The organism is Paraburkholderia phytofirmans OLGA172 (assembly GCF_001634365.1).
GTDB lineage: Bacteria > Pseudomonadota > Gammaproteobacteria > Burkholderiales > Burkholderiaceae > Paraburkholderia.
Map to the genome: position 1 here is coordinate 2,398,656 of NZ_CP014578.1, position 18,523 is coordinate 2,417,178.

The window sequence follows — 18,523 nt, forward strand, 5'->3', positions numbered from 1 at the left end:
GTGCTGGCCGCATCTCGCAAATCCATGCGGCATGCCGGTATAAAAGGCCGCCGCGACATATATTTGGCCGGCACATAACCCTCGGGAGCATACGGTCTACAATAAACCAGCCTGATCGACAGCCGTGCACAAATGCCCTGCAATGTCGCCGCCCGATAAGCGGCGCCGTTATCGACGATCAACATCTTGGGCACACCGCGTTTGAGCAAGGCCTGCTTGAGTACGCCCTCGATGTCGATCGCGCTCTCCGAGAAGCAGAACGCGCTATGGGCGATGAGCCGCGAGGCGTCGTCCATCAACGAGACCAGGTAGGTCTTGCGGCGCCCTCGGCCAAGCGACAAGTGCGGGCCATGCAGGACATCGCCGTACCAGATGGAGCCGGCGTGTTCGGCCACGAAACTGCGTTTCTCCTCGGGCAAGCTGGCCGAGCCAACGATGCGCGAGAGCCCGTGGGCTTGCAGCAGCCGATGAACGGCGCAGCGCGAGAGTGTGTCGTGCGCCACGATACCCGCAGATTCGAGCAGCAAACGGATCTGGCGGATCGAGCGTCGCGGATTCTCGCGCTTAGCTGCAAGGATCGCAGCTTGCACGGCCGATGGCAGCTTCGATTGCCCGCGATCCACACGGGGCTTGCTGCACAGGCCCTCCAGCCCGTGCTGTTTCCAGGCGTAATACCAGGACTGAAGCGTCTTCTCGCCGATATGGCGACGACGAGAACCGGGAATTGCGTACTCCTGCTGAGCCAGTTGGCGGATGATCTGCTGCAAGTCGCCGCGATCAAGCCGTTCGCGACTGACAAGTGGTCCGAGTACGGACAGGCGAAACAGGGCCTTCGGGTCGATGTCCTTCATGCTCACTCCTATGGTTAAAAAGGGAGTGCCATGAGAACCGCGAACCGAATTCGGCGCGAGTGGGCAAAGTGTGTGGAGAGCCCGGAATGACGAAAATTAGGTCGTCGCGTACCCAATCAGGATAAACGGATCACGGGACGCAAACGCCGTCGCCGTCGAGCCAGGCCATGGCTTCGCACAACGGCATGCGCTGCAGGCAGCGCAGCCAGAATTCAGTGATATCGACTGATCGCCCGAGTTCGCCGAAACGGCTTCGCAAATGAAATTCGAACGAGAGGCTACGCTCGCCAAGCCGCTGCCACCAGCGCCGTACCGTATGTCTGCCGAGCGCGAAGATCGCACTGGCGCGGCGCTGCGAGCAGCCGGCCAACAGAAGGAGTAAGACACGCTGTTGGTCCGCCCAGTTGTACCAACGGTGGGGAGCTATGCACAGCGGCAGGCGCGAACACGTGCGGCTGCAGGTTCGACAGCGAAAGCGCAAAACGGGAATCGGATTGAGAGCGCCAGCGGCGCTGCGGTCGGCCTTGCGATGGTAACGACCGTGACACCACACATCCGAGCAGCCGCAATGTACGCAAGCGACAGGTCGATACACTTGCGGCGTGCGATCGACCGCATTGAGATGTTGTTCAAGAACAGGAAACGCGAATACAATTCGATGCATAGGCCGGTCTACTTTGTTGTTCGTGTGGGGCTTCGTCACTTCCCACGATAACAGAGCAGTACTGGCCTTCTTTACGTCCGTCTCATCTCATGATGTTCAGGGTTAAGTTCCAAACTTCATCCTATTTGATACCGAGATAAACACCTCCGCTGGAACCCAGATATAGCGGGACGTAACACCATTACGCAACGTGTATCGCGTCGCCATGATTCAGCCCCCTGCGAGGTAGGCATGTGTCATGATAGACGTCGTAGAGCGGGCGGCCGTCATCCGGTCGTGGATTGCAGCGGTCCCACTCCGACAGGCCGGTGCGTATGCCGACTTCACGACACCTTGTCCAGAGCGATCTACACAAAGCGGTGTCAGGCCATCCCTTTCAGCGACCCAGAATATTGGTCAGGGAATCATGCCGCATTCAAACATCTTGTTGGCAATCGGCGCCGCCACCTTGTTGAGAAAGGCCGCGCGCGTCTGCGGATCGTTGCGCAGCATCTGTCCCGCCTTCTGCCCTCCCTCGGACTTCGGCTGGCCCTGTTGCTATGCTTTTTCCTGCCGTAGTTGTTCACAACTGGATTGCTGGTATTTCTGAACGACCTCGTCCGCAATCCGGTCCATGACCGGATACTGCGCGACGGCCACTCCCGCGAACAGCAGCGTCGGTGCCATCGCAAACCACAGGAAACGTTTCACGGGCTTGTCCTCCCGTTTTTTTTGCTGCGCCAGGTACGTGATCAAGTTTTGCAGGGGAAGGGTATGGCGCAAGCGAGCTTGAATCCGGGTTTTCACTGACATCCATTCTGGTTCCTGATCCGTTCAATCAAAAAGCGGAACATGGTGCAGCCTCCTGGGGCAGCGGATGAACGTTGTCAGTCGATGGAGCAGTACCACGATCCACTTCCGGATCGGCACATGATGATCACTGCAATAACAGGAGAAGCAGCATGAAGACCACTCATCGGCTCAAGCTGGCAGGCAGCGTGTTGCTTGTCACGTTATCTGCCCACGTATATGCACAGTCCGCTGCCTCGGAGCCCGCAAGCGGACCGACTGCAGCAGCGAAGGCGCAATATCAGGAGTCGAAGTCGCAATACAAGGCAGCAAAAGCGGCAAACCGCGCACTGGCCAAAAAGGTGCGCAACGCACTCGTGAAAGACATGGGTGTCAACGCCAACACGGTGACCGTGCGCGCGCATGATGGCGCGGTCGTCCTGCAGGGCAGCGTGCCTGAAGCGTCACAGTCCGACCGGGCCACCGAGGTCGCCAAGGGTGTGACCGGTGTGAAGTCGGTGAAGAATGCGCTGTCGGTCCATCCGGCCGGCGGGTCCTGAGACATCAGGCCGCAGCGAAGGAAGCGGACAGCCTGTGCGCCGCGCACAGATCCGGTAAAGGTTCGACGGATCGCGCGGCGACTGGACACGCCTGCCGCGCAACCTGAAGCAGTTCGGGCACCACGTCCCGGCGTAAATGACCTTGGCGGGCGCCGCGTCCCAGACATGCCCGAGATGGCACTTCCCACGTCAGCTTGGCTCCAGGAACGCTTCGCCACATGGCATGGTTGGACTGTCACTGCTGCAGTCGATAAAGTTATCTAATAAGGATAACTACTCTTAATCCACACGGGTATTCTACGCCCGTCAACTTGACAAATCATCACCATTAGCGCCGACGCCGGCGCGCTCCGCGTCATCGCCATCTGGCAAAATTTGCAGGAATGTGCAGCTAACGTTTGCACATGGACGGCGCATGTTGATGCCCAGCGTGGTGCAGAGTCGCTCACCCTCGAGTTCGCCGACGTTTCAGATGCGCGCCTTCAAAACGTCGTGGCAACGTTGAAAGACTCGACGTTTCCAATGAAAGCGACGATCAGGCACACGCCCGACGTGTGATCGCCGGCCGGATGGCATTCATCTTGCTGTACGCCGGTGTTATATGACGGGTCACTGTAGCGCCAAAAACAGACGGGGCGGTGTTCGCGTGCCTGCGTGGCGTCTTCAATCCTGCGGGTACGTCATGCACATTCCCACGACATCGCTCTCTTCTTTCGCGGTTTTCGCGCGTCAATACGTCTGGCTGTCTGGAGCGCCGGCGAAAGCCGCGTGCGACGTCAGGCGTGGTCACTTACGCCGGGCGGGATCCGGACACCCGCACTTCGAAAAAAATCGACGAGCGGCGAGTCCGCAAGTCCGCGTGTCGCAGGCGATGCCGACCATGACGGTCCCTCACCGTTCGTCCATGGTGGTGCCGCCCAGATCGTCAGCCGCCCGCGGCGTCGCATCAAAACCGGTGGCAGCCGTTACTCAGGCGCGTACTTGAACTCTGGCAATGACTTCAGGGACTCCCTAGTCGCGTCCGGCAGCCGCATCTGCTTGTCGACGACCTGAAGGCTGCCAAACGGTACAGCGACGAGATGGGTTCCCATCCCGAGAAACCCGCCTACCGAGAGAATGACGTAGGGAACCCGATCGGTTGGGCTGACGATCAGATCGTCAATTGTTCCGATGTTGTCCTTGTTGCGGTTATAGACGGGCGATCCGTTGATCCTGGAGGCCCGATACCCCGTCGCCAGCTGGACGACATCAACGCGCTTCGCCGTGATGGATTGTGGCGTTCCCTGGGCCCACAGCGTTCCCGTGTTCAGGGCCGTTCCGAGCACAGCCACCGATACCAGCGTGATAACCCGTTTCATCGTGCACCCCCGCGGTTCGAAAGCATATGTTGAGAAAGGCGTCACGCGAGCACTCTGATCCACTACGTGGCGCCTCAAAACCTGTCGGCGCGAACAGCCTACGGCTGCTTCTTCAATTGCTCCTTTGCATCGCCGTACGCGGCCCGTGTCTTGCCAACGACCTGTTCGACCTTACCCTTCACCTGGGTCGTTTCGCTTCCCGTGACTTTGCCGACAGCTTCCTTGACTTTTCCCTTTGCTTCCTCGACGCGGCCTTTCACCTGATCCTTGTTCATGACATTGCTCCTTGAAAATGCGGATGATCGAGCTTACTGACGCTTGCCGCCCGCTCGTTTTCCGAGGGCACTGTGCGACAACGACTGCCCGTGAACGGATCATCCAAACAGGAATTTTGCGCTCTTATATTCTGCCCAGAAGCAGCAACAGAAGAACGAGGACCAGCAGCACACCCAGCACCCCGCTTGGCATATAGCCCCACGAACGGCTGTGCGGCCAGGTCGGCATCACTCCCATCAACAAGAACGCCAGTACGACTATCAATAGTATGCTCAACATGAGACGAGTCCTTTCCGACCCCGTGTTACGACGAGCCCTTCGCCGCTCTCTCACCACGTGCCCGGAATCTTCAGGCCTTTCGCGAGGTATCTTCGCAAAAAAAGTGATGATGACCGGCATCCTCACAACCCGGAAAAGACCCACCCTGTAGTGTGAGGCTGGCATTGATTTGCCACGCAGTCGGTACGGTGGTGGACATCGGGATTTCTTTTTTTACGCCTGGAGTTCGCGACTGCCGCATGCAGGATGCGCCCGCGCGGGGGGCATTGCCAGGCTGTCAGTCCGGCTGCACTTCGACAGGCCCGGAGATCGTTCGGCGCGATCCAGATGACGCTCTGCAATACACCAGCCAAAGCGCGGTATTCCGTTCAGCAGCGGTCCAGTCGCGAACAAAAACTTCTCCCTTTCACGCCATGGTTCAATTGCGTGCCCGCCCTGGTAAAGAGCGCCAGCCGTATCCGCCGGGAATGCTGCAGGGGGTATTGCGGTAGCCCTGCGCTGCTCGGCCGCGCAGGAAAGATACGTTTTATATCGCCTTCAGACCAGGCAACAGCCGATCGAACTCCCGCTTTACCACGCCATAGCATTCGCACACGCGCGTTTCGAATCCCGGTCGATCCAGCACCTCGATGTGGCCATGACTGTAACGAATCAGCCCCGCATCCTGCAGTTTCAGTGCCGCTTCCGTCACGCCGGCTCACCAGCCGTGCGCCGTTCCAGCACGATCGGCAGCCGTAGCGTGAATTCGCTGCCCGTATCGGGGCCGGCACTGGTAGCCGACACCGTGCCGCCATGCGACTCGGCGACCGCTTTCACGACGGCAAGACCCACCCCCAAACTGCCGGCACTCGCCGCAATCGTTCTGCTGGATTGAGCGAAGAGGTCGAAGATATGTGGCAGGAGCGCCGCCGATATGCCCAGGCCATTGTCCTTGACGGACACCACAAGGTCCTTCCCGTCCGCGAGCACGTTCACGGCGATGCAACCCTTCTCCGGCGTGTATTTCACTGCGTTATGCAGGAGGTTGTCGACGGCCTGTGCGAGACGGACCGGATCGCCTTCAATGCGTACTGTCCGGTCGGCAATCTGCACGGTGAGTGTCTGGCCGCGTTGGGCGGCCACCAGTGCGGCTGCGGTGAGAGGGGCGGCCAGAACCGCAACGACTTCGATGGGGGTCTTGCCCACACGGAGCGCGCCACGGTCGATCCGCGTTGCATCCATCAAGTCCTCAGCAAGCCGGCTAATCTGTGTGACCTGCCGGTCGAGCATGTCGATCGACAGTAACACCTCTGGATATTCAAACAGGGAAGTGGCCAGCCCATTACGCCGTCAGCATATGGCGCTGTAGTCCTTGGCCCCGCCGAGGCAGTAGAAGCCCGCGCACGCGAGGCTGGCAGCGACGCTGTCGTTCGCCAAGTCGCCCCCCTCCTGCTCACGGCCATCTTCTGCAGCGAGCACTGACGCACTACCCGCGTCATGTGTTGACTGGCATCGCAGGCCTTCGGTTGCGCTTCGTGAAGGACGTGGGCAGCTTTGGTGGTGCGAGGAAACAGGGTTGGCACCGCAACGTCGCAAAACACGTGCGGGGCCCATTGTAAGAGCCGCCAGTGCCAGGCGGCTAGTGACCACAATGGCCGACGGCACGCCGGACAGGATCGGGCCGCGACGGTCCGTTAGCTTGGCGAAAGCCGACGGCCGCAATGTGAACGGAACGTGCACCGAATGGCTATCCAGGGATGAACATCGCCACGGCCGCCGCGCCCATAATCGCTGTCGCAATCCAGCCAAGAATAATAAGCGGCCGACTCGCCGTGAAAGCGCCCATTACCGATTTCTTCGAGACCAGGATGATTATTACAACCATCAGCGGCACGGCGACGAGTCCGTTGATTACCGCGCTCCAGAACAAGGCTTTCATCGGACTGATTGGCGAATACTGGATACCGAGTCCGGCGAGCACGCTGACGGCGATGATGCCGTAGAACCCTTGCGCATCGCCCACCCTGCGTTCGAGCCCTTCCTTCCAACCCATCACCTCGGAAAGGGCGTATGCCCCGGAACCCGCCAGCACCGGCACGCCAATCAGGCCCACGCCGAGAATGCCAAGGGCGAAGAGCATGTATGCAAAGTCACCCGCGAGCGGCCGCAGTGCACTGGCTGCCTCCGCCGCCGTGTTGATGTCGGTGATTCCAGCCACATGGAGTGTGACGGCGGTCGCAAGAATGATGAAGTAGGCGGCAACGTCGGAGTAGAGCATGCCGCTCCAGGTATCCCACCGGATGCGCCGAAGTTCCGTGCCTGCGGCACGTGCGTCACGCACAAGCGGCGCACTGCCGTGGTTCGCCTCCATGTCCTCGACCTCCTCGGACGCCTGCCAGAAAAACAGGTATGGGCTGATGGTCGTGCCGAAGACACCGACCACCACGGCGGCAGCGCTGGCATTGGGTGTGAAGCTGGGCCAGACCGTGCGCAGTGCGACCTGCCCCCACGGAACATGAACCGTAAAGAGAACTGCTCCATAAGCAAGCAGGGAGAGGGTCAGCCACTTTAGGAAGAAGACGTACCGATGGTACGGAACGAATATCTGCAGCAGAAGCGTCGCGAACACGAAGAACGCTGTCATGAGGTGACGATTGACACCTGAGACAAGCTCCGCCACTTCGCCCATGGCTGCTACGTCGGCAGCGATGTTGAGCGTATTGGCGATGAGCAGTAGCAGCACTACGCTCCTTACAACGATCGGCGGGAATGCGGTTTTTATGTTGGCTGCAAGTCCTTTCCCCGTGACCCTGCCGAGGTTCGCGCACATCGATTGAACGGCAACCATTAAAGGGTAAGCCAGCGGCATCGTCCAAAGCATGTTCAGGCCGAATTGAGCGCCCGCCTGGGAATATGTGGCGATCCCGCTAGGGTCATCGTCGGCGACGCCGGTGATGAGCCCTGGCCCGATCCGCGATAGCGGGTGCTCCTTCAGACGCCGCAAAAGAACCCCAAAAATGCTCGTGTGCTGCGGTCCCTGCTGTCCATTAACGTCCATTCATTCACCTCGCTAGTGGGAAACCAGCACGGGTATCTTCGACGACAGGAGAATGGATTGCGTGACGCCGCCGAAAATGAATTCCATCCACATGGGGCGAGAGTAGCCGCCCATCACCAACCAATCGTATGGCCCTTTCTCAATGTGTTCACGCAGTGAAGCATGCTCTTCTGTGGTCCTGATCCGGAGCACGTCTGGTCCGACCGCGATGGCATGTCTGGCAAGGTGCGCGAGAAGACTCTCCGCGTCGTCCTCGCGGCTATCCGCAGACGGGGAAATGATCGTGATGATTTGAACCGACTGCGACAGCCGCAGTAGCGGAATGGCGTCGTGGATTGCCCTCACGGATTCACGGCTACCGTCCCACGCAACAGCGACGCTGGCCAGTGAGCTCGACCGTACGGCGGCAGGCACGACCAGGACCGGGCGACCACATCGCACAGCGACCGGGTGGGCGATCGGCAAGGGATGGGTTTCGGGTGAGCCTTGCCATTCGTATTGGCCAAGGACGACAAGGTCCGCGTAGCGGGCCCTGTCGCTGACGCCCTCAGCTACGTCGCCTTTCGCCTCGAACCAGCATGCGTCAGCCAGGCGCTCCATCGCTTCTTCCCTGAAGACCGTCGTTGCTGTCCGTGCGTCCAGGGCCAGCCTGGAGGAGAGATGTGCGGCCACTTCCGCCACGCGAGTCGGTTTGTACAGGGGTGGAACCTCCACCGGCGGGGTCACATGTATTCCGCTAAGGCGCGCGCCCGTGCTCATTGCCAGGTCGACGGCGAATCGCACCCTGCGCCGCCCCGACTCGCTCCCGTCTACATGCACCAGCAAATCGCGTAGCATGTCCAGCCTCCCGATTGCTTCCCGTCCGAACCCGGGTGGAGATGCGCCCCTGATCCGACCGCGCTAGCGATCGGCGCATAGGTCCCGACGTCCGACAGGCTGTCGCCGAACGAGACAACTTGCAGACTAACGCCGCCCGGCGGGGTGGCCGCGCCACTACCGTTATTCGAGCCGCCTCCACCCCCGCCGCATGCGGTGAACAATGAAATCACCAAGGCAAGAATTGCAACACATACCTTGTCATTGCTTCCTTGCTTAGCTCCTCTCTTGCTGGCCGACCGGCTATCCGCCTGCGACGGTGAGGGCGGACGTGTCAACGCTCTTCACGCCTTTCACTTTCTCAGCGATGTCCTTCACGTGATCGACGGCGTCCTGGTTTGACAGAGCCCCCTTCAGAACCACCACGCCGTGAATCGTCTCCACGCTTACATCGAAACCCTTGCTGACGCTGTCCGCAAGGATCCCTGACTTCACCTTGGTGGTAATCCAGCTATCGGATGCGACCCGCTCTGTCTTTGTGACGGCCTCGTGCGTCCGGGCCGATGCCTTGCTGCTCGCGGGTGTTTTCAAGTTGTTGTCGACACTCTTGACGCCATCGACTAACATTGTCGCCGCCTCAGCCACGGTCTTCGCGTTTGAGTTGCTTGCCGAGCCGTCAAGCGTGACCACGCCGTTGGTGGTAGTCACGCTGATGTCAGATTTTTTTAGGCTGTCACTACCCATAAGTTTAGCCTTCACCCTGGTCGTGATGACGGTATCGGTGAGCGTCGCGCTTACGCTGTCGCTGTGGGGCTGCGGGATGGTGTCATCCCCCGAGGCTGCGCCAGCCGTGCCGATGCTAACCCCGGCAACCAGACCGACTGCAATCAACATGTTGAGAACTGCGGTTCTGCAAACATAGGTACTGCTCATGATTCTTCTCCGATTTGCTTTCTATACGACTTGATTCACGAAAAGTGACTCGCCGGTGTCCAAAAGAGCCGTTATTGCGAAGATGTCCATCTTGAGCACAGAGCCCAGGACCCACGCACGCCGCTATCGACGCGCAGCACATGTCGAAAAGTTCCTAGCCACTGCGAAACCGCACTCGACGTCACCCTGAACGGTCACCATCTTCCATTCCCACCGTGGTGTCACCCTACCGGGGAGATATCCACGGATGATCTGACTCAGTCCAGGCGCGCCGGGCTATTTACCGATCTGGTTGCCGACCACGCCACCTACGACCGCGCCGCCAACTGTGCCTACCGCGCTACCGCCTGTAAGCACCGCTCCCCCGACGGCGCCTATCCCGGCACCAGCAGCCGTGTCGACGCCTCGCTGGGACATGCCGGAGCAACCCAAGCCTCCAATCGCGACAATGAGCGTTAGCGTACCTATTGAAAATAAGCGAGTGCTGTTCATTTTGATACCACCTATATACGTAAATGACGCGATCCGACGCGTCTGCCACCAAGATCCACGGATACAGGTTTCACTCGCCCGCCAGTAGACACTTTCTTGTTACACGAATTGCCGGTTCCCGTCGGTCCGGCAGCGTACATGTGCGGCCGGTCCCATCTTTGAGATGTACGGTGGTAAAGGAAGCCGCTAAAAATAAATCGCAGGCGCGTCCGAATACGGTTTAGTCGAATCCCAACGCAATCAATTGCTACACGAAAAATCGCTTTAATCTTGACAGACGGCCGGCGACATCTGCTTAAGCGCGGCAACTACATTGCCCAGACAAACGTCTGGCGCGCGTGAGCGGCATTTGAAATATTCATCGTACGATGTTCCGCTTGCCCCTTATAGCTAACGCTGACCGTGTAATGTCCACTGGGGAGAGAAACCAGCATGAATGGGCCATCCGAACTCGTCTCCAGAACGGTGTTCCCTTTGCCATCCGTGATCGTGACGGGGACATCCGAGAGATATTGATTCTGGTTGCTCGTCTTGCCGACGAACGTCAACACCATGGGGTAGTTGTGCATGACGTCTTTGATCGCTCGTGCCTGGTCGCTCCCGATCCCCCCCGATAGATATGTCACGTCCCCGGCATGCTGTATCGCCGGGAGGTCCGTCTCCGCCGCAATAGCGATATTCACGCCGAAAGCCGCACCTAGAACCACTACCCATTGCAAGACGTTGCGCTTTTTCATGTCAGACTCCAATGAACACATCCATCCCGCGGCGCATCGGCCTGCTCATGCCTCGGGTAGTGTGATCATCGCGACATCAGATTGAATGCGCACATTGCGCTGTGCTTCAACTTTTAACGAGTATGGTGTTCACCATTGCCGGCATTGCCTTGATGCATCGCATCCGCAGAGCATAAATCAGCTCTCTTTGAATGTTTCGCCGTAGTGGCAGCAGCGGCCATTGCAAACGATCGAAGATTGCCGTTCTTTGTGCGGCGTGTCATGGGAAGTCCACGACACTCACGCACACGGTACGCGCAACACGAACAGTAGTCGGTACGGTGCCGTACTGGTTCCGGAGCGGCATGGTCGACCTGCACCGATGCAGCCCAAATTGGCAAGTACACAGGTATCTACATCAATAAGTACCGGCGGGTTTTGGCAAACCGGCTGACACGCCGTGATATGGATTGATTCCGCCGTTCAGGTCACTGTGCAAACCAGTAACATATCCGTCGAAACAGCTTCCGCAGTATGTCTTTGTGCGGTTTGCTCAAGTGATTCTCAAAAGAGGGAGTCGAGTAGACGCTACCGTACAGACGAAAGAATTTCGGCCGGATCAAGATGTTCTCAATAACAGGAGGCCACCATGTACATCCAACTTTCACCCGAGGCCATCCAGACTCTCAAATCGCTTGATCGAATTCCAGATCCACAGGCGCAGACACCGTGCCCCGTGGCGGTGGAGGTATTGACGCTCGGGCTTGCATACGAGTCGCACAGCTATGGCGCCATCAATATGACCGCTGCGGGCCGGCTCTGGCTGAACCAGCATGCGGTGTAGCTCGCAATTGCACGCCGAACCAATTGCGCTGCCTGCAGTGAATATGCTCAGCCGGCACTGTCAACTTGCGGGACTTCGTCGGTGTTGAAGGATGAGGCACAGTAGCTCAGAAAGCATTCGATGGAGTTTGGGTGACGTTAGTAAATTCGCGCCATGCGGCGAACCGGGCCGCGAGGTGTTTGCGACAAAGAGAAGCGCGCAGCAGATGTCGTTTCAATGCGAAGTGCTGACGGATCGGACCGAATCTCGACAGGAAAGCCTGCGTGCGCTTCGGGTCGCGAAAGCCGCGCATACGCCGCTCGCGCTCCCGCGTGGGCTGATGGCTGTTCTCTGCACGATTGTTGACACGGGCCGCAGCCTTGACGAACACATGCTTCACGTTTGCCAATTCCGGGATGTCGGCTTTCGCGGCCGGATAGCTGCGCAATTGATCGGTAACGATCTTGCGTGGCGCCGGGTTCGAGCGCAGCACACGCTTGAAGAAACGTTTGGCGGCGGCCTTGTCGCGCCGCTTTTACCCGATGGTCAAAGCCCGCGCCGAACTTCTCGCACCAGCGGCGAATCGTCTCGTAGCTGACCGTCACGCCGCGCTCGAACAGCAACTCTTCAATGTCGCGCAGACTGAGCTGGAACCGGAAGTACCACCGCACCGCATTACTGATGGTCGTCGCCGGGAACCGGTGGCCGTGATAAAGCGATTTCGTTTTCGTCATCGCATCATGTTACGCGAACACCCCGCCCAACGTGACAGCGCCCTCTTAATGAGTATGTGCAGGAACCGTATTCATGTCGTCCTATTCGTGCCGAGCCTCGGACAAAGGAACGGTTTTCCTGAACGTCGCGTGGTCATCCCGCCAGCGCCAACGCCAATGAGACAACTGTGTAAGCAGTCGTCCTTCGCGCTGGCGCTACCGTGCCTGAGTGAGCCGGGAGCAACACGTTTGTGGGCCACCTCCATCTCCAGGCGCACCGCGAGCATGCAACTTCCGTTCACTCGTCGAAAAGGTCGCAGCACGGCCCGGCGTATCGAACATCGAGCGAAGACCCGTCCTTGAAAGCGAGTCGTTTCACAACCCCGCAGTCCCGAACAACGTGAATGGCGTCGCGTTTCACGAAGACACCGGGGCGTTCGTCGGGCAGAACCAGCTGCAACAGCGGACCGAACTTTTGCATGACGTCGAAAAAGCAGGGTTCGCGCGATGGTTCCGAGACCCCAAGCCAATAAATAAGAGCGGCGCTGGGGTTTCTGGAGTCGCGTGCGAGGAACCGCAGCGTCTGCCGGGTAAGGAGATACGACGACGGTTCGACGCGTGGGACATCGCGCATGGAGGTCTCCGTTGGTTGCCTGTCCATATTCGTGATGCTTGAACCTGAGGCAGGTCTCAAGTCTTCATGTCGACCCAGATGCGTCCCCAGTGGGTGGCATATTTCAACGCCTGCTGGTCGTCGAAGAAGTAATCGAGCGCAGAAAAAGATTCTGGCGAACGACCGGGCTTTTCGATTACAAGGTCCGCGGCATGCAGACCGCCGTGCACAGGACATGTGCTGGCCGTGAGTTGATAGCCTCGATGCGTCGTCGCAACGACTGCCTTCATGAACGGTATCTCCATCGTGTGCCTTGGCTTGAGGGGCGTGGACACCTTCGGCTTCCCGGCGTCACCACGCAACTATTGCGGCAGACCATTACCCGCCTGCGACAGCCCATCTTTTGGAATTTTTTCCGTCACTGGCATTCTGGGTGAAAGCCATGGTCATCAAAACCGGGGTTAACGCCAAATAATACCGGGCATATCAACCACACAATGATGGAGCGCGTACGCTGAGCCGAGAGACGGCCTGCTTCGGGTAGCTAAATACCAGCCCTGACGATTTCGCGCCCGTCACCGTCGACGTTCCGGTCAGGTCCGCACCTGAGCCGGTGCCACTGCACGGCTCGATAGGGTAATTAGCTATCGACGTAATAATCGTTCCGGAGAGGATTTTCAGCAATGACGTGAGGCAGTCCATGTGTCGCTGGCGCCGGTTGCTTCAGCAAGGATTGCATGACCTGAGCGGTATGTTCTGTACACTCGTCGCTGGGTAAAAACCGCACCGTAGAGTCTCCATGACCGGAACGCCTGCGTTATCCGCGGCGGACCGCGCACAGCGCGCGCGTGTCCGGATTACCGCGGTACTCGATGAATGTCCTCATCGCGCGCCGGAATTCGCCGCAGAGAGCAACCCGATGCATCGGCTGGCGCAGTCGCACAGCTCGTCAGCCGGTGCTGTGCTGCAAACGCACGGCGAAATAGCACTGGACCTGTGCGGCGCGGGCAGTGCCGGCATCAAATTTGTACAGCGCCAAGCTGGCCTGGATTCGGAGCACCACCATTGCAGACCCGGCGCGGCTGCTATAGCCGTTTTGCCACCAGGACTGGAAGCAGGGACTAAAATTCAACCGGGTATTTCTTTCCCAAACCTACGAGACAAAAGCCCGCAACTCACTGGCGCGGGCGGTGTTCTTCTCTCGGCTGGGCGAGATACGGGACCGTTCGTATGTAACCAACGCTACCGGGCCAGTGGCCTGAATCGGGTGGTGGCTGCGATCACACTGTGGAACACGGCGTATCTGGAGCGGTCGATGGCAGCCTTGCGGCAGCAGCGCGAGATCGACGACAGGTTGATCCCGCACGTCGCGCCACTGGGCTGGACTCACATCAACCTGACGGGCGACTATGTGTGGCCCGCCAACAAACGCATCGCCAAGGGGCAATTCCGGCCGTTGCGTGCTGTTAAATCGACCAGAGTGCGGCCTTATTCGGGCATCGGCGCGGCGCGGCGATACGTTGCTGCTACCCGACTAAGGCAGGATGGACTCGACGCGCCGTTGCTCTCGCTTGCGCATCGATGGGAGCCATTCTATCGTGGTCGCATAGCCTGGCTGGATTCGCCGCCGGTGTTGCGATCGCGAGCCGAGACAAGACGACGTCGCGATACTCACGACGGCTGGGATTGTGACACCCTGTTCCGGCCGGTCGCTTTCGCGTTATAGAGCGCCTCGTCAGCGGCCTTGATCGCCGTCGTCAAGTCGTCGTTTGTCAGCGGCATCCGGCTTACCACGCCGATGCTCGCAGTCACGCGTCCGTACTCGCTGCCTGCGTGCTCGATGGCACACTCGCCGATGGCGTTGCGGATCCTTTCGGCGATCTCCGACGCACCGGACGCGGGTGTGTCGGGCAGCACCACCACGAACTCCTCGCCGCCATAGCGCGCCGCAGTGTCCGCCGGACGCCGGATGCTTTCGCTGATACAGCGCGCCACAGCCGCGAGTGCGTCGTCACCGGCCTGGTGGCCATAGGTGTCGTTATAGGCCTTGAAGCGGTCGATATCGACGAACAGCAGCGACATCACGCTGCGTGTGCGCTTCGCGCGGCGCCACTCGTGGTCGAGGATCTCGCCGAGACTGCGGCGGTTGTTCAGCCCGGTCAGGCCGTCGGTGCGCGCCAGTAGCTGCAACTCGGACTCCGCCCGCATGCGGCGGCGCAGCTGCACGCCGAGCAGCACCGAGAGTCCGACGAAGGAGGCGCCAAACGCGAGCATCAGCAAACCGATTGTCAACGCGCGGCGCCACCATGCCGCGTAGAAATCCTGCTCGGCGGCCGCGACCATGAGAATCAGCGGCGCGTGGGGAAAATTCTGGAACCAGTAAAGGCGGCGGATGCCGTCAATCGATGCCGTTTCGCTGAAACTCCCTTCCGGCGCGGACATGAACCGGCGAAACGTGCTGGCCCCGCTGATATTGCGCCCAATGATGCGAGGGTCATACGGTTGCCGCATGATCATGACACCGTCCCTGCCGATCAGCGACATCGAGCCGTGCGGGCCGAGCGACAGACCGGCAAACAGGGTGTGGAAGTACTCGAGATTGACCGCCAGCAGCACAATGCCGGCGAACGAGCCGTCCGGATGGGACAGGCGCCTGGTGAGCGCGATGCTCGGCGAGCCGCCACGCAGGCGCGATTCGTACGGATCGCTGATATAGAGACCCGCATCAGGGTGATCGCGTTGCACGATGAAGTACGGTCGGTCCGCGAAATTGCCGTGCCGGGGTGTGTCGCTTCCAGAGTCAATGACGATATTGCCGGTTTCGTCCAGCACCAGCATCGAACCGAGATACTTCGCGCTCGCCGCACGGTCAAACAGGACCTCCCGGCGCAGACGAGGCGGCAAGGCCATCACGTCGGCCTGCTGGAGGCCGTCCACGACCGCCTGTAACGAAAGTTCGTACAGTTCGAGATTGCGCTCGATGTCGCGCTGTGCGATCAGCGCAATGTCACGCAACGTATCGCGGGTGTGGTCCTGTGCATCCAGTCGCCCCTGATACAGCGTTACCGCGCACAGGCCGACCATGACGATTGCAATCATGGCGCCACAGGCAGCGACAACCAGCGAGGACGCTGCCAGTTTTTGCCGGATGCTACCAGTTAAACGGGCGATCCGGTTTCTCTCGGTTTTTGACATTGATATTGGGGGACGCTGAATTGAATAATAACTACTCCGACGACTCTCCATGCAAAAGGCATGAAAATGCCGGTTGAAGAAATATAGCTGGCCGAGCGCGCCTCGCGTACCCGATTTTGAAATCCGGCAGAACAATCTGCGAGTTGGAGGCGCTGCGCGTGTCATCGGCAAGCCGACGAACGTCCGGGCGTTCAGCATCGCACAGAGTTTCTGCCTCGCATTGTTCATATTCACTGGGCGCCGCGTCACCATTCGTCGCGGGGAAACAGAAACCATCAAGGGGATGACGTTATGGCCGGACGCCTGTTTCGAACCCACAAGGAGGCGGGTGAACTGCCTCACATCGCGACGGCGCGCAAGGTGGCGGGAATCGTCGCGACATTGACTGCGGACAGGATCACGTGCTCTATGCCCGACGGCGGATCACTACCCAATGGCCTGACTGCCGGGCTGCTCGGTTACTTCAATGGCTTTTCGGTGGCCATCTGTTCGGCGTGGGCCGTCACGGATGCAAGGGTCGCCCATGAAGCGGCCCGTTTCGTCGCCACATCGATTTTTCCGCAGACGGGCGGAGGCTTCGTGGAACCCCTCACCGGTCGCGCCCCGGCAGCGGGCGCCTTCATCAGCGGCAACACAGCTGGGCTGGCCGATGGGGAGCGTTACGTCGCCAGTGGGTGCAGTGGCGCCGCGTTACTCGAAATGCTCGCGGGGGACCCGGCAACAATATAAACAAGCGCGCCCGGATGGAGTCCACCCTACAAACAGTTGGCTTATCGACGGTCAACGAAAAAGAGCCCTCTTCGGGGTGCTCTCAAAATCAGGACTTCCTGGAACGGTCCACCCCGGATAGGTGGTGCCGTCCGCCACGTTTCCGCCTGCGGCAGCTATTCATCCCGATAGCCAGGTAGCCCACGCCAAAAATCAACCACGCAGCAGCGATTGCCAATCGCGAACACCTGCGGCCATTCAACCACATTAAAAAATCCCTCGGAAATCTCTCTCTCCGTGCGGTCGGAGCCGCCCTTTTCTTCGAACTGCTGAATGTACACGGTCAAACGTGCGTTCAACATACCTTCTCTTTCCGCACACTTCCGCGAATCACGAAACACGCTCGCGGCCTGACTGTCGAAGAGGGTACGTCTCGAGCGTGCGGTGACAGGAGATCTGTTGGCCGGTGTTACGAGCGGATTGTCCGTTGCCGCAAAAAAATGCCATTAAATGGGTAGCAGGATTGACAAGTCCGCCGCAGAGCGTTATGAAACCTGCCGCGTCATTGATTAGGGATGGTCTCGTGCCATGGCTGCGTGCGTCGACATCATTGACGCTGCTTCTGCCATCGGCGTAAGAAACGAGCTGCACGCTGTTCGCGATGAATTGCAGCGACTCCACGCTGCCCTACGGCCACACACGACGAGGCGGCCAGGACCAGACTGAATTGATCAGCTACGGCGTCTTGTAAGCAGGTCCGCCACCCCGGCGCGGGTGGCGATTTCCCATATATATCCGCGAGAATAATCGACGCCCACCCGGCGACGAAGCACGGTGCGCAAACGCGCGTTCGTCCAGTGATCAGCGTCTATGCCGTGTACCCGAGGCACTGCCTGACCGTCGCGGCGTCCCATGCCAGCGTTCCATCATTGATTGTCAGGCGCTTCTTCTCCGTGCGCGGCTTTGGTGGTCGCATTCTGTGCTCCAGTCCGAGCTTTCCGACGAGGGTCCTCACATGTCCGCTGGAGTGGTATACGTTGAATCTCTCCTTGATCAGCTTTTGAACATCTACGTTTCTCCAAAGTTCGGATTCGTATCCGTGGGCCATGAGGCTGCGCTTCAATGCCGCTCGTAACCATTCAAGAGCCTCGGGGCCAAGTGTCGCTTTCCGCCCAGATGACCTGAGCTGTTCAACAGTCTCAATGCCGCCTGCAACTACCATCGATCAGTATTTCGCAATCGTCCGCTCGCTGATATTGAGCGCTTTTGAGACGCGCTCGGCGCCTTCTCCGTCCAGAAGCATTTTTGCAGCAACCTTTCGGCGCGCAGCATAGACGTCGCATTGCGACTTCTCAGTTGCAGCACGAGACGGCTTTTCGGAAGTTGGATAAGTGAGGCGATATGCGAGACCATAACCCCGCACGAGGTAACCAACATGCGAAGCTGAAAACTGGACTCCGAAACGTCGAAAGATCAATTTGCGCAGTTGACGTATAGTCCAGGTCGGCCCTGGATAGCCGTGAAGTCCAGGTGAGTGCTTGATCGCGCTAACAAGCCAGCTTTGCGAAGCATCATCCAGTCGCGGGACATTCCCGTGAATACGAAGGCGCGCAAGAACCTCAGGTCCGCCCCTTTCTATCAGGTCCTTATATTTGCTCACGGTCGGAAGACTCAGTCGGGCCTTCCTGGATACGTCGCTAACCCCTTGACCATTCAACAGG

Annotated in this window: 20 protein-coding genes and 4 pseudogenes; 4 read left to right on the forward strand and 20 right to left on the reverse strand. The window is 59.2% G+C overall.

Features of this window, described 5'->3' with window-relative positions; all coding sequences use genetic code 11:
* Nucleotides 1–83 precede the first annotated feature (83 nt).
* The 3 genes and pseudogenes from AYM40_RS10430 to AYM40_RS42365 form a co-directional block, all read right to left on the reverse strand.
* Nucleotides 84–851 (reverse strand): annotated as a pseudogene (locus AYM40_RS10430) (DDE-type integrase/transposase/recombinase); the annotation flags it as partial.
* 130 nt (nt 852–981) lie between these two features.
* On the reverse strand, nt 982–1,446 hold the full coding sequence (locus AYM40_RS42360; RefSeq protein WP_420488446.1) for a DUF6431 domain-containing protein: 465 nt from the start codon (nt 1,444–1,446) through the stop codon (nt 982–984).
* Between the two features lie 606 nt (nt 1,447–2,052).
* Complete coding sequence (locus tag AYM40_RS42365) at nt 2,053–2,307, reverse strand: hypothetical protein (RefSeq protein WP_236720814.1); 255 nt, start codon at nt 2,305–2,307, stop codon at nt 2,053–2,055.
* Nucleotides 2,308–2,456: 149 nt separating this feature from the next.
* Here AYM40_RS42365 and AYM40_RS10445 point away from each other — a divergent pair, with 149 nt between their 5' ends.
* On the forward strand, nt 2,457–2,843 hold the full coding sequence (locus AYM40_RS10445) for a BON domain-containing protein (RefSeq protein WP_063496156.1): 387 nt from the start codon (nt 2,457–2,459) through the stop codon (nt 2,841–2,843).
* Between the two features lie 965 nt (nt 2,844–3,808).
* On the opposite strand, the gene AYM40_RS10450 is transcribed toward AYM40_RS10445, so the two are convergent.
* The 11 genes and pseudogenes from AYM40_RS10450 to AYM40_RS10480 all read right to left on the reverse strand — a co-directional run bounded on the left by AYM40_RS10450 (nt 3,809) and on the right by AYM40_RS10480 (nt 10,771).
* Nucleotides 3,809–4,201, reverse strand: a complete 393-nt coding sequence (locus AYM40_RS10450) for a PRC-barrel domain-containing protein (RefSeq protein WP_148662156.1) — start codon at nt 4,199–4,201, stop codon at nt 3,809–3,811.
* 98 nt (nt 4,202–4,299) lie between these two features.
* Nucleotides 4,300–4,476 (reverse strand): CsbD family protein, encoded by a 177-nt coding sequence (locus AYM40_RS10455; RefSeq protein WP_063496157.1) that lies wholly within the window; start codon nt 4,474–4,476, stop codon nt 4,300–4,302.
* 124 nt (nt 4,477–4,600) lie between these two features.
* On the reverse strand, nt 4,601–4,756 hold the full coding sequence (locus tag AYM40_RS38380) for a DUF3309 family protein (RefSeq protein WP_082855045.1): 156 nt from the start codon (nt 4,754–4,756) through the stop codon (nt 4,601–4,603).
* Between the two features lie 526 nt (nt 4,757–5,282).
* Nucleotides 5,283–5,453: pseudogene (locus tag AYM40_RS38385) on the reverse strand (Crp/Fnr family transcriptional regulator); the annotation flags it as partial.
* Nucleotides 5,444–6,025: an ATP-binding protein gene (locus AYM40_RS10460; protein WP_335341187.1), complete on the reverse strand. Its 582-nt coding sequence runs from the start codon at nt 6,023–6,025 to the stop codon at nt 5,444–5,446. The gene AYM40_RS10460 and the pseudogene AYM40_RS38385, both read right to left, overlap by 10 nt.
* A 457-nt stretch (nt 6,026–6,482) precedes the next feature.
* A complete protein-coding gene (locus tag AYM40_RS10465; RefSeq protein WP_063496159.1) occupies nt 6,483–7,793 on the reverse strand; it encodes an NRAMP family divalent metal transporter in 1,311 nt (436 codons plus the stop codon).
* 12 nt (nt 7,794–7,805) lie between these two features.
* Complete coding sequence (locus AYM40_RS10470) at nt 7,806–8,630, reverse strand: universal stress protein (RefSeq protein ID WP_063496160.1); 825 nt, start codon at nt 8,628–8,630, stop codon at nt 7,806–7,808.
* A 47-nt stretch (nt 8,631–8,677) separates the two neighbouring features.
* Nucleotides 8,678–8,839 (reverse strand): annotated as a pseudogene (locus AYM40_RS42370) (lipase); the annotation flags it as partial.
* A 73-nt stretch (nt 8,840–8,912) separates the two neighbouring features.
* Nucleotides 8,913–9,542 (reverse strand): BON domain-containing protein, encoded by a 630-nt coding sequence (locus AYM40_RS10475; protein WP_063496161.1) that lies wholly within the window; start codon nt 9,540–9,542, stop codon nt 8,913–8,915.
* 276 nt (nt 9,543–9,818) lie between these two features.
* The gene (locus tag AYM40_RS38395; protein WP_082855046.1) at nt 9,819–10,034 is read right to left on the reverse strand and encodes a glycine zipper 2TM domain-containing protein; all 216 of its coding nucleotides are present in this window, start codon (nt 10,032–10,034) and stop codon (nt 9,819–9,821) included.
* 308 nt (nt 10,035–10,342) lie between these two features.
* Complete coding sequence (locus AYM40_RS10480; protein ID WP_063496162.1) at nt 10,343–10,771, reverse strand: carboxypeptidase-like regulatory domain-containing protein; 429 nt, start codon at nt 10,769–10,771, stop codon at nt 10,343–10,345.
* 628 nt (nt 10,772–11,399) lie between these two features.
* Here AYM40_RS10480 and AYM40_RS10485 point away from each other — a divergent pair.
* On the forward strand, nt 11,400–11,594 hold the full coding sequence (locus tag AYM40_RS10485) for a hypothetical protein (RefSeq protein WP_063496163.1): 195 nt from the start codon (nt 11,400–11,402) through the stop codon (nt 11,592–11,594).
* Between the two features lie 106 nt (nt 11,595–11,700).
* Here the strand turns inward: AYM40_RS10485 and AYM40_RS10490 are convergent.
* The 3 genes and pseudogenes from AYM40_RS10490 to AYM40_RS10500 form a co-directional block, all read right to left on the reverse strand.
* Nucleotides 11,701–12,307, reverse strand: a pseudogene (locus AYM40_RS10490) (IS6 family transposase).
* Nucleotides 12,308–12,584: 277 nt separating this feature from the next.
* The gene (locus AYM40_RS10495; protein ID WP_063496164.1) at nt 12,585–12,920 is read right to left on the reverse strand and encodes a hypothetical protein; all 336 of its coding nucleotides are present in this window, start codon (nt 12,918–12,920) and stop codon (nt 12,585–12,587) included.
* A gap of 56 nt (nt 12,921–12,976) precedes the next feature.
* Nucleotides 12,977–13,189, reverse strand: coding sequence for a hypothetical protein (locus tag AYM40_RS10500; protein WP_148662157.1), 213 nt, complete (start codon nt 13,187–13,189; stop codon nt 12,977–12,979).
* Nucleotides 13,190–13,698: 509 nt separating this feature from the next.
* Between AYM40_RS10500 and AYM40_RS43695 the strand changes: the two genes are divergently transcribed.
* Nucleotides 13,699–14,625, forward strand: coding sequence for a Tn3 family transposase (locus AYM40_RS43695; protein WP_420488447.1), 927 nt, complete (start codon nt 13,699–13,701; stop codon nt 14,623–14,625).
* Here AYM40_RS43695 and AYM40_RS10505 read toward each other — a convergent pair.
* Nucleotides 14,571–15,998 (reverse strand): sensor domain-containing diguanylate cyclase, encoded by a 1,428-nt coding sequence (locus tag AYM40_RS10505; protein ID WP_063496166.1) that lies wholly within the window; start codon nt 15,996–15,998, stop codon nt 14,571–14,573. The two genes, AYM40_RS43695 and AYM40_RS10505, sit on opposite strands and share 55 nt — an antisense overlap.
* 387 nt (nt 15,999–16,385) lie before the next feature.
* Between AYM40_RS10505 and AYM40_RS10510 the strand changes: the two genes are divergently transcribed.
* Complete coding sequence (locus AYM40_RS10510; RefSeq protein ID WP_063496167.1) at nt 16,386–16,823, forward strand: hypothetical protein; 438 nt, start codon at nt 16,386–16,388, stop codon at nt 16,821–16,823.
* Nucleotides 16,824–16,978: 155 nt separating this feature from the next.
* Here the strand turns inward: AYM40_RS10510 and AYM40_RS10515 are convergent, their stop codons facing one another.
* Entirely contained in the window at nt 16,979–17,164 is a 186-nt protein-coding gene (locus AYM40_RS10515) for a hypothetical protein (RefSeq protein WP_063496168.1), read from the reverse strand.
* An 863-nt stretch (nt 17,165–18,027) separates the two neighbouring features.
* Nucleotides 18,028–18,462, reverse strand: a complete 435-nt coding sequence (locus AYM40_RS10525; RefSeq protein WP_158515272.1) for a winged helix-turn-helix domain-containing protein — start codon at nt 18,460–18,462, stop codon at nt 18,028–18,030.
* Nucleotides 18,463–18,523 lie beyond the last annotated feature (61 nt).